The sequence below is a fragment of the Bacillus sp. V3B genome (assembly GCF_024494465.1).
Taxonomy (GTDB): Bacteria; Bacillota; Bacilli; order Bacillales; family Cytobacillaceae; genus Bacillus_BD.
Genome location: NZ_JAETXM010000005.1, coordinates 127,687 through 140,359 on the forward strand (window position 1 = coordinate 127,687; position 12,673 = coordinate 140,359).

A 12,673-nucleotide genomic window follows, 5' to 3' on the forward strand; every position below is an offset into this window, starting at 1 on the left:
TGGTCTTAGTTTGTCCTTCTGAACATATAGTGAAGGAAGGGAGGGGAGACATGTGAAAACAAATTGGGGAGCCGCTTTTCAAATTGCCGCCGTTTATGTAGGAACGGTTGTGGGAGCTGGCTTTGCAACAGGTAGAGAAATTGTCGAGTTTTTCTCTAGATTCGGTTTTATTGGACTAGTTGGAATGCTAATGTCAGGATATATTTTGATTTTTTTAGGTTCAAAATTAATGATTATCTCCGCTCGAATTAATGCAAAATCCTATGAAGAATTTAATGAATATTTATTCGGGAAAAAAATCGGAAAAGTGATTAATTTACTATTAATGCTTATGTTGATTGGTGTTTGTGCCGTGATGCTGGCAGGGGCTGGAGCTATATTTGAAGAACAATTAGGGTTGTCAAAAGCAAGTGGAGTCATGATTACAATTGCTTTATCAATCCTTGTTATGTTTGTTGGGATAAAAGCATTGTTCGCTGTAAACACGTTTGTTGTTCCACTCATGATTACATTTAGTTTTATATTGCTGGTTTTATCATTGAAACTACCTAATTTTATGGATCAATTGTTATATATTCCATATGTAAAAGATGGATGGACAGCGGTAGTAGCTCCATTTTCATATACAGCATTTAATTTATCATTGGCTCAGGCTGTCTTGGTACCTGTTGCGACAGAAGTGAAAGATGAACGGACGATTAAAAGAGGAGCCATGTTAGGTGGAACTGCATTGACTATTATCCTCATTGCTAGCCATATGACATTGGTCATGCTACCTAACTTTGAATTATATGAGATCCCCATGGCTATCATTATGAAAAATTTAGTTCCAGGATTATATTGGATTTTTGTACTAGTTATCTATGGAGAGATTTTTACATCAGTGATTGGAAATGTTTTTGGCTTAGAGAAACAATTAAAGGAATACATAGCACTGCCAAAGATGATTATTGTAAGTGGTATTTTTGTGGTTTCGTATTTGTTAAGTCTCTTTGAATACAGCAAACTTCTTTCATACCTATATCCTATTTTTGGTTATGTTAGCCTTCTCTTTATTGTTTTGTTGTGGATGAAGCCAGAAAATGCTGGGAAAAAGTAAAGGTGCTAGGCGGTTATACCTAGCACCAATTGTGCTCATCATCTTAACAAATAAAATCACTTTATGCTCTAATTTACCCGGTTCAACGAAATTCACTCACCGAGTTTTTTATTCTTTCAATTTCCTACTTTTATCGTTTTTGCCATTTGGATAAAAGCGTCGCGATGATCAAGTTGTTCTGTTGTGAAAAGTGACAATTTAATAATGGATTCTTGGTTTTTAATTAAATAGGCAGTGACAACTTCACCATCATCATTCGAAGCTTCCATAATGATAGCATTTTGTAAAAATGCCTCATTTGGAGGAGTCACTGTTTGAACGGTTTCATTGACAACTTGAAGTTGTGCCGTTGTATTTTCTTTTAATAATTCCATATCTGAATCCGGTGGTAAAATACTAATTCTCATAAAGACACGATCATTTTCTTTAAGAAAAACACTATCGTTATAAGGTTCCTCTGCCGTTAATTCATAGGCAGGCAAGATATAGAATGAAAAATTTTGATTGTCACTTTCTTGCAGAAGGGCCTTTTCCTCTTGTGTTTCTCCATTGAATGAATAAGAAACAGTTTGTTCAGAAGGAGGTGACCCTGCTCCATCTTGTACATCACTATCTGTTTGCTCTTGTGGATCTACTTCACTTTTGTTTTCGTTATTTCCTTCTAGTTCTTTCTGCTCATCTGAAGTTTCATCTTCAACTTTCTCTGTTTGATCCGTTGTTTGTTCTAAGTCATTTGCAGATTCATTGGTAGTATCCGACTCATTGTTTGTCCCACATGCAGTTAATAGGAGAGAGAAGATTCCTATTAGTAAAAAGAATTTTGCTAATCGAAGCATAATAATTCCCCCTAAATTATTTTTTATCCTAGTATCTAGTATTAAGGTGATCAATATCCTTCCATGTTATCGTAAATCTTTCTTTAACGGAATGGAAATAAGATAAAAAGTAATAGGTCAAAGGTTAAATGTGAAATAATAACTAAAGGCATACTTTTTTTCCATGCATAAAGCGCACCCCAAAAAGTTCCTGCAATTAATGCTGCAATGAGATGGATAAAGGTATCTGAGTAGATTTGAACGGAAGCATAAAGAACGGCTGCTAGCAGGATACCATAGGTCACTCCCATGGATTTTAATAACCTTTTTTGAATAAATCCACGCCAAAACAACTCTTCTCCTGGGACAATAAAAAGTAGGAGAACAATATAATGCCAGATTTGACTGGGTGAAAAACGAGTGTATAGTCTGGAAATTTCCTTGTCAAGAGGTGAATGAAAAACATCGATTAATAGATGACCTGTCCAAAATAAAGCATAAAGGATAATACCAGAGAAGATACCATACACACTATACGTTAGAAATGTACTTTCATCGTCTACCTTTTCATTCAAGATGGAATAACTAATTAGAATCAACATGGTTGCTGTAAACATATACCAAAAAATAGCTTTATCTTGAAAAGTTATATACATGAGTAGATGCGCGATGAGCAAGCCGATAATTACAAGGTAATCAATTGTAAACTTTTTCACTGAGAATCTCCTTTCATATTGACCCCCATTATTTTATCAAAAAACAATGTATGTGGGTAGGAAAGGGAAGGAAATTTGTTTTTTTGAAAAAGGGTTACATTTTAATTGATAAAAATTGAAGAAAAGAGAAAGATATAGGTGAACAATAGCATTCGAAAATGTTGTTGAGAAAACGGTAAAGGAGGAGACTTAATGTCAAAATCAAAGCGTGAGAAAGAGCGTGAATGGACGGTACGAAAACAAGACCAAAATCCTCATGGAAAAGTGAAATCATTAAAAGAAATAGCAAATAACGGAAAGTAACTCCACGATATAGAGGTCAAGGAAAAAGGAACAAGATAGGCTTGTTCCTTCTCCTTTAATCATTTTTCATTTAAACGTGAACCTTCTAGTGGTTCTATTCATAAATCAATAGCGGAATCAAAAATAGTTCTTCATCTTAATGACGGATAATTCAGACTATTGAAGGATTAATAATTTTATAGTTCTTATGATTAACAACCGTTCGAGAATGTAATTCTAAGTTTCTGAAGTTTTTCATATACGTTAAATCTACAATTACAGAGTTTTCATTCACCTTTTCAACTATTCCTTGTAATCCATCTCTAAATTCAATTACATTACCAATCTCTGCTATTCTCAAAATCGTTATCTCCTTTCTCCCCTTCGTTTACGAATTAATTAATATTTTGCCTTACTTTTATTTATTCGTAAAGGATTTCCTCTAACTTTTTCATTGATTTTCTTTATTATCATTTTTATGATTAAGAATGATAATAATGCTTATATTTATTGCTTATATCAATATAATTTTTAGGGGTGAATTGAGATGAAAGATGAAGAATTCATTAATCAGACTCTAGATAAGTTAAAGAGTGGAGAAATACAGGAGTATTTTGTTAAGAAGGATGATTTTCTTGATTTTCGTAAAGTTCTTGTAGAACGAGAGGACTTTAAGCATTTTCGTGGAATTGCTCAAAGGAATGGGGACGTATTATATCAGTATTTGGAAGAAGCAAGAAGTTAAGAGTTACGTATAAAAAGGCGGTTATGATAACCGTCCAATTAAAAATAAAAGCGACTGAATCACTGAAAATTATGATGTTGGAAGAAGGAGAGTATGATCATTATAGAAAATGATTGAAAGTAAGACTATTTTGTGATTGAGTTATTGAATGTTAGAAAACTGAGTTGATAATACTATTCATGAAGGAGTTTGATTTACATGGTTGAAAAAAAGTTTAAAGTGATTGCAGATACAGGGATTCATGCTCGCCCAGCTACATTTTTAGTACAGGTGGCGAGTAAATTTGATTCTGAAATTAGTCTTGAGTATAACGGAAAAGATGTCAATTTAAAATCGATTATGGGCGTTATGTCCCTTGGCATAGGAAAAGGTGCAGAAATTAAAATTATTGCAGAAGGGAAAGATGAGCAGGAAGCTTTAAAATCCTTACAAGAAATGTTCAATAAAGAAGGATTGGCAGAATAATGTTTTTTTTAAAGGGAATTTCTTCTTCAAGCGGAATAGCGATTGCAAAGGCTTACCGCTTAGTTGAGCCAGACCTTTCATTCGAAAAGAAAACGATTGAGGATGTTGGAATGGAAGTTGAACGATTTCAAGCAGCATTATCTACTTCAAAAACAGAACTTGAGGCTATTCGCGAAAAGGCAAATGCAGAACTGGGTGCAGATAAAGCAGCCGTTTTTGAAGCGCATTTACTAGTTTTAAGTGACCCAGAACTTCTATCCCCAATAGAAGATAAAATAAAAACCGAGCAGGTGAATGCAGAGCAGGCCTTAAAAGAAGTGGCGGATATGTGTATTACGATGTTTGAACAAATGAACAACGAATATATGAAAGAACGCGCTTCTGATATTCGGGATGTAACAAAACGAGTTCTTTCGCACTTACTTGGAGTTCAAATGGTCAACCCGAGTATGATTTCAGAGGAAACGATTATTGTCGCAGAAGATTTAACACCTTCCGATACAGCCCAATTAAACCGCCAATTTGTTAAAGGTTTCACAACGAATATTGGGGGACGGACTTCTCACTCCGCCATCATGGCACGTTCCATGGAAATTCCTGCGGTTGTTGGAACAAAAACGGCAACAGAAGAAATTCAAAATGGTGATATGATCATTGTGGATGGTTTAAAGGGTGAGGTTCATGTAAATCCAACATCCGAAATGATCGCTCAATACGAGAAGGAACAAGTCCTCTTTGCAGAGCAGCAGGCAGAATGGGCAAAGCTTGTGAATGAAAAAACGGTATCAGCTGATGGACATCAGGTTGAATTGGCAGCCAATATTGGAACACCTAAAGATCTCGAGGGTGTTGTGAATAATGGTGGTGAAGCCATTGGTTTATATCGTACAGAGTTCTTATACATGGGCAGAACGGAGTTACCATCAGAAGATGAGCAGTTTGAATCCTATAAAGCTGTACTTGAAGGAATGAACGGAAAGCCTGTTGTGGTCAGGACACTTGATATTGGAGGAGACAAAGAATTACCTTATTTAGATTTACCAAAAGAGATGAATCCTTTCCTGGGTTTCCGTGCGATCCGTCTTTGTTTGGAAGAGGAGAATCTATTCCGTACGCAGCTTCGTGCCCTTTTACGAGCGAGTTTTTATGGGAATTTAAAAGTTATGTTCCCAATGATTGCAACCTTGGATGAATTCCGCGAGGCGAAAGCCATTTTAGAAGAAGAAAAGCAAAAGCTCGTCAGTGAAGGGATACAAGTTTCTGATCATATTGAGCTTGGGATCATGGTTGAAATTCCTTCAACAGCTGTAATGGCTGGCCAATTTGCAAAAGAAGTCGATTTCTTTAGTATAGGAACAAATGATTTGATTCAATATACGATGGCTGCTGACCGCATGAATGAGAGGGTTTCTTACTTGTATCAACCATATAGCCCTGCGATTTTGCAACTTGTGAAAATGGTCATTGACGCAGCACATAAAGAAGGTAAATGGGCTGGAATGTGTGGCGAAATGGCGGGAGACGAAACAGCGATTCCATTATTACTTGGTCTTGGTTTAGATGAGTTCTCCATGAGTGCTACCTCGATCTTAAAAGCACGCTCGCAAATTCTTCGTCTTTCCAAAAAAGCGATGGAAGGTTTAGCTGAAAAAGTGTTGCAAATGAGTACAACAAGTGAAGTCATTGAGGCGGTCGAAGAAGCTACAAAAAAATAAACTTCATTGGAATCCATGTATTTAAACTATAGACTTGTTCCAACTACGTACACCCGACTAGGTATTTTAGTCGGTTTTTCGTGTGAACAAGTTTAAAAAATATTCTGATTAAGAATGAGCGTTATTCGTTTAATAAGTAACTAATATGGCAAAAGTGGAGATAAGGAGGGATTATCCATTGAATGTTAAATCGATCTATTCAGCTCTGATTTTCGTTGGCCTTATCAGTCTCGTTGGTTGTGCGGTAACCCCTGAACCATCTATTATTAATCGCCATGCTGAAGCGCTCTTAACGAATAAAAATGAATTACAGTTCCGTTTTAAAATTAATGAAAAAGTGTTTACGGATGAAAAGATGTATAAAGTCAAAGTACTCATACATGATGAACAGTTAGTAGCAGCACTTGGTAGTGGGGAATTTATATACGGATCAAAGGAAGTGTTTAACGGTAAATCACTGAATGTCTCAGACAGTAAACAATCCTTTATCTATATGGAACCTATCCCATTACTCTTGGATTTACATGTTTTTGATATTCAAAAAATAATAACAGATCAAAAAGCGATATCGATCCAAATTATAAGCGATGAAGAAGTGATTGCGAAATCCTATTTAACAAATTTTACCTCGCAAATGTAAATCCAATCCTATTGGTGAAATTAGAATCTATTCCTCTTTCTAGAATGGGTCATGATACAATAGAACTGACTTGTTTGGAAGGAGAGATCGAATCATGTTAACACCTGAAAATACTGTGATTGGTTTTATTGGAACAGGCGTGATGGGAAAGAGTATGGCTGGACATCTTCTAAGTGTAGGGTATCCTATTATCGTTTACAATCGTACGAAGGAGAAAGCGGATGAGCTTTTACAAAAAGGAGCTACATGGGTAAGTACGATAAAAGAAGTGGCTGAAAAGGCGAATGTCATTTTTACGATGGTTGGATATCCAAAGGATGTAGAGGAGGTTTACTTTGGTGAGCAGGGAATTGTGACCAATGGAAAATCCCATACATATGTGATTGATATGACGACATCCACTCCGACTTTAGCGGTAAAAATATATGAAGAAGCCCTTAAGAAGGGTATATATGCCGTGGATGCACCTGTTTCAGGTGGAGATATTGGTGCAAGAAAAGCTAAACTTTCGATCATGGTGGGGGGAGATCAAGAGGTGTATGACGAACTAGAACCTCTTTTCAACCATCTTGGCACAAATGTTGTTTATCAAGGGAAAGCAGGTGCTGGACAGCATACAAAAATGTGCAATCAAATCGCGATTGCTTCAAATATGATTGGGGTATGTGAATCGATTGTTTATGCACAAAAGGCAGGTCTAGATCCAGAAAAAGTGCTTACAAGCATTACGTCAGGAGCTGCTGGTAGTTGGTCACTTTCTAATTTGGCACCAAGAATGATTGAAGGTGATTTTGAACCTGGCTTTTATATCAAACATTTTATTAAAGATATGAATATTGCTCTAAAAGAAGCAGAAGCAATGAAGATGGAAACACCTGGCCTTGCTTTAGCCAAAAAGATGTATGATCATCTTGCTGAACATGGTGAGGAAAATAGTGGTACACACGCTCTTTATAAATACTGGCAGCAATAAATTTGCATAAATGAAAACCTCCTGATTCACACTAATGATGTATGATAGAAGGAGGTTTTTTATTGATGGCAAAGAAAAATAAAAAGAATGATCCACAACAAAAAAATAAAAAGGGTTTTGATTCAGCTGTTCTGAATCAAGAATTTGCTCACGAAATGGGCAGCACTGATGCAAATAAAATTCACAAAGACAAAGCAAAAAAAGAAAAAGCATCAAAAAATGCTGGTAAATACAAAGGCGGTTTATGAGAGTTTCGCTTCATACGTGAAAAAGTGCAAGCCTTATGCTTGCACTTTTTTTAGATAGTTCTCTATTCTATTTAAGCCTTCTTCTAGCAGTTCCATAGAACAAGCAAAGGAAAGTCTAAAGTATCCTTCACCATAGTTTGAAAAGGCACTACCAGGAACAACCGCAACTTTCTCTTCTTTTACTAAAGAAAGGCAAAAGTCAAACGATGAAACCTGGGTAACGGGTATTTTAACGAAAAAATAAAAAGCACCATCCGGTTTTTGAACTTCAAGTCCCATTTTCATGAGGCGGTCATAAACATAATTTCTACGTTCCAAGTAGGCTTCTTTCATAGGGAGAGCATCATTTTTCCCTATTGTTAGAGCTTCTAAGGCAGCCATTTGTGAAACAGATGTTGCGCAGGTTACATTGTATTGGTGAACCTTTAGCATATGCTTTGTTATATTTTTAGGTGCAAACAATAAACCAATTCTCCATCCAGTCATGGAATGTGATTTTGATAAGCCGTTAATGACAATCGTTTTGTCTCGAATAAACGAAGCAATGGAAGTATGGGGCTGATCATACACTAATTCGCTGTAAATCTCGTCCGCTAAAATAAAAATATCCCTCTGAGAAAGCAACTCAGCAATTTCGATTAACTCCTCTTCCCTTAAACTTATCCCCGTTGGATTAGAAGGATAGGGTAGAACGATGCAACGAGTGCGATCAGTTATGTATGATTTTATGACTTCTGCGGTAAAGCGAAAATCGTTTTCTCGAATATCAGCATATACTGGTTTGGCACCACAAAGTTTAATAATTGGTTCATAGCCGGGATATACAGGTCCAGGCAAGATGACTTCAGATTCGTCGTCTAAAATGGTACGAAAAGCAATATCAATTGCTTCACTAGCTCCGACCGTTACAATAATTTCAGAATCTGGCTGATAGTTCAATTGGTATTTACCCATCATAAATTGAGAAGCGGCCTCACGAAGCTTTAAATCCCCAGCATTGTGAGTGTAAGAAGTGAAATTTTCATCAATAGCCTTTTTACCAGCTTCTTTTACATGAAGAGGTGTTGGAAAATCAGGCTGACCAATGGTGAGTGAAATCATTCCTTCTGTTCCTGCCACCATATTGAAAAACTTACGTATTCCGGAAATTTCTATTTCCTTTACCTTATGATTAATTAAATGCTCCACGCATTCACCCCCAAAAAAATAATCATCTTATTTTAACTTAAACGATTGTTAAATAAAATAGCTTAGAGACTTATAAATGATCTACTTAGGAATAAATCGGATAAAACCAGGCTTTTCACCCTTTTTAAAAAGGAAAAAATAAAAAAGGAACAGGTAAAATCTTACGCCTGTCCCTAAGGAAAAAAAGAAAATATATTTATTAATACCCATAATCCCAATCGACTTCTTCATCATGCCAGAGAGCAGGATGTACAGGGCCTAAATGGATGACTTTATCATCAAGTTTACAATGGCACTCATTACAACCAATTTGATCTTTTATTTCTTCATAAATTTTGTGGTCAATACCTTCGATAATTGTAACTTTCTTATCCTCTTGGAAAAGAATAGCTGTACCCTTCATCGAGTTCTACACCTCATTAAGTTTTATTTTTTTGTAGTGCTTTTCTTATCGTCTGTATTGTAGTCCTGTTTCACTCTTAAGTCTAGATGATTATACTCTTATTCACAAAATTGACATATTTTTATTGTTGGATGATTCTCTTAACATAGAATATTATGATAAATTAAATGTTGAAGCGCTTTATGCTTAAATTACGGCTAGGAAGGAATAGACAAAGATAGATAAACATATGGATACCATTGTAGTGATTTTTAGGCATGATGCTATCATTTAACCATTTAGGTAGTTTGACAAATAGAGCGGGGGTGGAGTGAATGGAGACAACAATTGAAAATCATTCTTATGTAGAAAAGCAGGAATATGGAGGCTTTTGGATTCGGTTTGGTGCATATCTCATCGATTCTATTATCATTGGTATTCCGTTAAGTGTTATTTCTATTATTATATTTATTTTGTTTTTTGGCACTTCTGATGTTTTTTCTTCGATAATGAATGATCCAACATATTTAGAGAGAGAATTAACGGAGCAAGAAGCATTATCTTTCATGGGTACCTATTTCGGAGCTTTACTCGTGACAAGTTTGATTAGTTTTATCACTGTAGTGGCGTATTTCGCTGGATTACATGCTTCAAAATGGCAGGGAACTCTTGGAAAAAAAATGTTGGGATTAAAGGTAACGGACCTTACAGGCAACCGAATCTCGTTTTGGCGTGCATTTGGAAGATATTTAGCCATGGCTTTTCTTTCAGGTATATTATTAATCGGATATATAATAGCTGCCTTTACAGAGAAGAAACAAGGCTTACATGACTTAATCGCTGGGACTCTAGTAGTTAAAAAATAGAATGATGTCTAACTCATAGAACGTAGAAAACATGACTCTGAATTCTAATTCAGAGTCATGTTTTTTCATTAAAACAAGAAGTATAAATGACAACTTTATGCCTACTTTTTGTCTTGAACAAAGTTTCTCGAATCTGTTTTTTCTATTTTACTTTTATTTTTAGAAAACATCACAAAAATCATCCAACTATTGTTTCTGTTCATGATATAGTAGAGGTAAATATTGATTCAATAGAGGATAGGTAGGTTGAATAATTATGGAAGATAATAAAGGGATTTTACTTGAGAGTGGTACAAATGAACTAGAAATTGTTGAGTTTGGGATTGGACATAATAAATTTGGGATTAATGTGATAAAAGTAAGAGAAATCATAAATCCTGTATCTGTTACACAAGTACCCCATGCCCATCCTAATGTTGAAGGAATCATTGAATTACGTGATGAGGTATTACCTGTCGTAGATGTGGCAAAGGCAATCGGCTTCCCACCTTCAGAAGAACCTGACAAGGATAAATTCATCTTAACGGAGTTTAATCAGCAAAAAGTGGTTTTTCATGTTCACAGTGTTTCGCAAATCCATCGTATATCTTGGGATCAAATTGAAAAACCGTCAGAAATGTACCAAGGTGCTGAAAGCCAGATTATTGGAGTCATTAAGTTGCATGGCGAAATGATTTTATTATTGGATTTTGAAAAAATTGTGTTAGAGGTCAATCCGGATTCAGGAATTAATATTCAACGAATTCAAAAATTAGGTGAACGTGAACGTTCAAATAAACACCTTGTTGTAGCGGAAGACTCTCCACTGCTTCGGAAATTACTTCATGATACGCTACAAGAAGCGGGGTTTCAGTATATAGAGTTTTTTGAAAATGGAAAAGATACTTTTGATTATTTAGAAAATATAATTAATAATGGGAAAAAGATTGAAGAAGAGGTTCAACTGATTATTACTGATATTGAAATGCCACAAATGGATGGTCATCATTTAACAAGAAAAGTGAAGGAACATAGTGACTTAGAGAAAATACCTGTTATTATTTTTTCATCGCTAATTACTGATGATTTGCGACATAAAGGACAAGTAGTTGGTGCAAATGCACAAGTAAGTAAACCAGAAATTGCAGAGCTCGTGCTCTTAATTGATAAACTTTCCTTATAAAAGAAAAAACTTTCATTAGCGGAAAGGTCATCCGCTAATGAAAGTTTTTTCTTTTTGGTTAAAAATAACTTTCGCCAAGTTTCTTAAATACAGGTTTATCATATTTTTTCTTTGAAGGTATGGACTTTTTGTCGTCTTCTTTTAATCCTGTATACCTAGAAAGCACTCGTTTCGCTTGAGTTAAGGAGAGTGAGGTTTTTGGATTTCTAACATGGTTGTCCAACTTTCCAAGATGGGGGAGTTCTGTAAAATCACTCTTTGTAGGCGGTAAATGAAAAGTATACTTTCCACAGGCTATTAAAACGTCAGACTGTTGCTGACTATATTTTGGATTATTTGAAAAGTGAAGGCCGACTTTCTTCGCTTTTCCTTCTTTAATGAGTTTGTGAAGGGCCATGTATTTAAGCTTATATAAAAACTTTGGGTTTGGGGCGGTTTTGGCATGTCGATTCACAATGAAGATCGCCTGTGAGAGGTTTTCTATTGTTGGGTTTAATTGAGGCTGTGATGAACAATTCCTATTTGCGGACAATGTGAAGTCTCCCTTCCATATTTTAAGGCATTACAACACTGTGATGACAAAATCAGGTTGTCAAGAAAAATAAATTTATTATTATCATTATAACCCTTTTGTGTATAAAAGAAAATAAATTCTCGAAAAATTATCATTGGATTTAGGAAAGACTAGAGGAACATAAAGGGGAATTCTGCTCCCTTTATGTTATTGTGACTCTTGTTCCATTTGGAATTTGTCTAGCAAGTTCAAGCACATCTTGATTATACATACGTACACAGCCCTGTGAAACAAATTTCCCAATGGAGGATGGATCATTGGTTCCATGAATACCGTAACCTTGTTTCGAAAGAGAGAGCCACATGGCCCCGAAAGGTCCTCCGGGGTTCGGCTGTCTATTTACAACCACAAAAGAACCTACAGGTGTTTGTGTTAGCATTTTTCCTACAGCAATAGGGTAGGTTTTAATTAATGTGTTATTACGGAAAAGTTGAAGTGTTCGTTCGTTTCTTGAAATGAAGATCCTATATGGAATTGCTTCTGGATTTGGTAAGCCAGGAATGACGAGTATTTGACCAGCCTGGATTATGTTTTGATTGGTAATGGACGGATTTGCAGTTAATAGCTGTGCGAGTGAGACACGGTAATCTCTTGAAATTGAATATAAAGTTTCTCCACGTTTAATGGTGTGAAGCATGTATCCCATTCCTTTCCTCAAATGAAAGTTTTTGGTGTTATTTTTAATCTTATGTAGAAAATGAGTAGAAGGTACTTTATTTTTCTTATAAGAAAGTTATGATATTAATAATACAAGATAATAAAGGATTCTTAATGGATCAATAATTTAGAAAGGTTTTGTCATT

Annotated in this window: 17 protein-coding genes; 10 read left to right on the plus strand and 7 right to left on the minus strand. The window is 35.5% G+C overall.

Going from position 1 to position 12,673, the window contains the following annotated elements:
* Positions 1-52 precede the first annotated feature (52 nt).
* Positions 53-1,099: a YkvI family membrane protein gene (locus tag JMM81_RS08980; protein WP_256241225.1), complete on the plus strand. Its 1,047-nt coding sequence runs from the start codon at positions 53-55 to the stop codon at positions 1,097-1,099.
* Between the two features lie 116 nt (positions 1,100-1,215).
* Here the strand turns inward: JMM81_RS08980 and JMM81_RS08985 are convergent, their stop codons facing one another.
* Positions 1,216-1,935: a hypothetical protein gene (locus tag JMM81_RS08985; protein ID WP_256241226.1), complete on the minus strand. Its 720-nt coding sequence runs from the start codon at positions 1,933-1,935 to the stop codon at positions 1,216-1,218.
* Positions 1,936-2,018: 83 nt separating this feature from the next.
* Positions 2,019-2,630 (minus strand): CPBP family intramembrane glutamic endopeptidase, encoded by a 612-nt coding sequence (locus JMM81_RS08990; protein ID WP_256241227.1) that lies wholly within the window; start codon positions 2,628-2,630, stop codon positions 2,019-2,021.
* 192 nt (positions 2,631-2,822) lie between these two features.
* Between JMM81_RS08990 and JMM81_RS08995 the strand changes: the two genes are divergently transcribed.
* Entirely contained in the window at positions 2,823-2,933 is a 111-nt protein-coding gene (locus JMM81_RS08995; protein ID WP_256241228.1) for a DUF6254 family protein, read from the plus strand.
* 151 nt (positions 2,934-3,084) lie between these two features.
* On the opposite strand, the gene JMM81_RS09000 is transcribed toward JMM81_RS08995, so the two are convergent.
* Positions 3,085-3,273, minus strand: a complete 189-nt coding sequence (locus JMM81_RS09000) for a YkvS family protein (RefSeq protein ID WP_256241229.1) — start codon at positions 3,271-3,273, stop codon at positions 3,085-3,087.
* 186 nt (positions 3,274-3,459) lie between these two features.
* Between JMM81_RS09000 and JMM81_RS09005 the strand changes: the two genes are divergently transcribed.
* From JMM81_RS09005 to JMM81_RS09030, 6 genes are all read left to right on the plus strand, one after another.
* On the plus strand, positions 3,460-3,657 hold the full coding sequence (locus JMM81_RS09005; protein ID WP_256241230.1) for a hypothetical protein: 198 nt from the start codon (positions 3,460-3,462) through the stop codon (positions 3,655-3,657).
* Between the two features lie 198 nt (positions 3,658-3,855).
* Positions 3,856-4,122 (plus strand): phosphocarrier protein HPr, encoded by a 267-nt coding sequence (locus JMM81_RS09010; RefSeq protein ID WP_256241231.1) that lies wholly within the window; start codon positions 3,856-3,858, stop codon positions 4,120-4,122.
* The gene (ptsP, locus tag JMM81_RS09015) at positions 4,122-5,837 is read left to right on the plus strand and encodes a phosphoenolpyruvate--protein phosphotransferase (protein WP_256241232.1); all 1,716 of its coding nucleotides are present in this window, start codon (positions 4,122-4,124) and stop codon (positions 5,835-5,837) included. The genes JMM81_RS09010 and ptsP overlap by 1 nt, the downstream gene beginning before the upstream one ends.
* Before the next feature lie 178 nt (positions 5,838-6,015).
* Positions 6,016-6,477: a hypothetical protein gene (locus tag JMM81_RS09020; RefSeq protein ID WP_256241233.1), complete on the plus strand. Its 462-nt coding sequence runs from the start codon at positions 6,016-6,018 to the stop codon at positions 6,475-6,477.
* Between the two features lie 94 nt (positions 6,478-6,571).
* Positions 6,572-7,450: an NAD(P)-dependent oxidoreductase gene (locus JMM81_RS09025; RefSeq protein WP_256241234.1), complete on the plus strand. Its 879-nt coding sequence runs from the start codon at positions 6,572-6,574 to the stop codon at positions 7,448-7,450.
* Positions 7,451-7,515: 65 nt separating this feature from the next.
* Complete coding sequence (locus JMM81_RS09030; RefSeq protein ID WP_256241235.1) at positions 7,516-7,698, plus strand: hypothetical protein; 183 nt, start codon at positions 7,516-7,518, stop codon at positions 7,696-7,698.
* Between the two features lie 33 nt (positions 7,699-7,731).
* Here the strand turns inward: JMM81_RS09030 and JMM81_RS09035 are convergent, their stop codons facing one another.
* Both JMM81_RS09035 and JMM81_RS09040 read right to left on the minus strand, forming a co-directional pair.
* Complete coding sequence (locus JMM81_RS09035; RefSeq protein WP_256241236.1) at positions 7,732-8,886, minus strand: aminotransferase A; 1,155 nt, start codon at positions 8,884-8,886, stop codon at positions 7,732-7,734.
* A gap of 199 nt (positions 8,887-9,085) precedes the next feature.
* Complete coding sequence (locus JMM81_RS09040) at positions 9,086-9,289, minus strand: hypothetical protein (protein ID WP_256241238.1); 204 nt, start codon at positions 9,287-9,289, stop codon at positions 9,086-9,088.
* Positions 9,290-9,603: 314 nt separating this feature from the next.
* Between JMM81_RS09040 and JMM81_RS09045 the strand changes: the two genes are divergently transcribed.
* Positions 9,604-10,134, plus strand: a complete 531-nt coding sequence (locus JMM81_RS09045) for an RDD family protein (protein WP_256241239.1) — start codon at positions 9,604-9,606, stop codon at positions 10,132-10,134.
* Between the two features lie 256 nt (positions 10,135-10,390).
* On the plus strand, positions 10,391-11,296 hold the full coding sequence (locus JMM81_RS09050; protein ID WP_256241240.1) for a chemotaxis protein: 906 nt from the start codon (positions 10,391-10,393) through the stop codon (positions 11,294-11,296).
* Between the two features lie 58 nt (positions 11,297-11,354).
* Here the strand turns inward: JMM81_RS09050 and JMM81_RS09055 are convergent, their stop codons facing one another.
* Positions 11,355-11,828, minus strand: coding sequence for a YkyB family protein (locus JMM81_RS09055; protein ID WP_256241241.1), 474 nt, complete (start codon positions 11,826-11,828; stop codon positions 11,355-11,357).
* Between the two features lie 184 nt (positions 11,829-12,012).
* Complete coding sequence (locus tag JMM81_RS09060; RefSeq protein WP_256241318.1) at positions 12,013-12,507, minus strand: L,D-transpeptidase family protein; 495 nt, start codon at positions 12,505-12,507, stop codon at positions 12,013-12,015.
* Between the last annotated feature and the right edge of the window lie 166 nt (positions 12,508-12,673).

Excerpts from the sequence above, each read along its gene's own strand:
- JMM81_RS09040 (WP_256241238.1), bottom strand. The coding sequence starts at position 9,289 with ATGAAGGGTACAGCTATTCTTTTCCAAGAGGATAAGAAAGTTACAATT.
- JMM81_RS09045 (WP_256241239.1), top strand. The coding sequence starts at position 9,604 with ATGGAGACAACAATTGAAAATCATTCTTATGTAGAAAAGCAGGAATAT.
- JMM81_RS08985 (WP_256241226.1), bottom strand. The coding sequence starts at position 1,935 with ATGCTTCGATTAGCAAAATTCTTTTTACTAATAGGAATCTTCTCTCTC.
- JMM81_RS09005 (WP_256241230.1), top strand. The coding sequence starts at position 3,460 with ATGAAAGATGAAGAATTCATTAATCAGACTCTAGATAAGTTAAAGAGT.
- JMM81_RS09060 (WP_256241318.1), bottom strand. The coding sequence starts at position 12,507 with ATGCTTCACACCATTAAACGTGGAGAAACTTTATATTCAATTTCAAGA.
- JMM81_RS08995 (WP_256241228.1), top strand. The coding sequence starts at position 2,823 with ATGTCAAAATCAAAGCGTGAGAAAGAGCGTGAATGGACGGTACGAAAA.
- JMM81_RS09025 (WP_256241234.1), top strand. The coding sequence starts at position 6,572 with ATGTTAACACCTGAAAATACTGTGATTGGTTTTATTGGAACAGGCGTG.
- JMM81_RS09050 (WP_256241240.1), top strand. The coding sequence starts at position 10,391 with ATGGAAGATAATAAAGGGATTTTACTTGAGAGTGGTACAAATGAACTA.
- ptsP (WP_256241232.1), top strand. The coding sequence starts at position 4,122 with ATGTTTTTTTTAAAGGGAATTTCTTCTTCAAGCGGAATAGCGATTGCA.
- JMM81_RS09010 (WP_256241231.1), top strand. The coding sequence starts at position 3,856 with ATGGTTGAAAAAAAGTTTAAAGTGATTGCAGATACAGGGATTCATGCT.
- JMM81_RS09030 (WP_256241235.1), top strand. The coding sequence starts at position 7,516 with ATGGCAAAGAAAAATAAAAAGAATGATCCACAACAAAAAAATAAAAAG.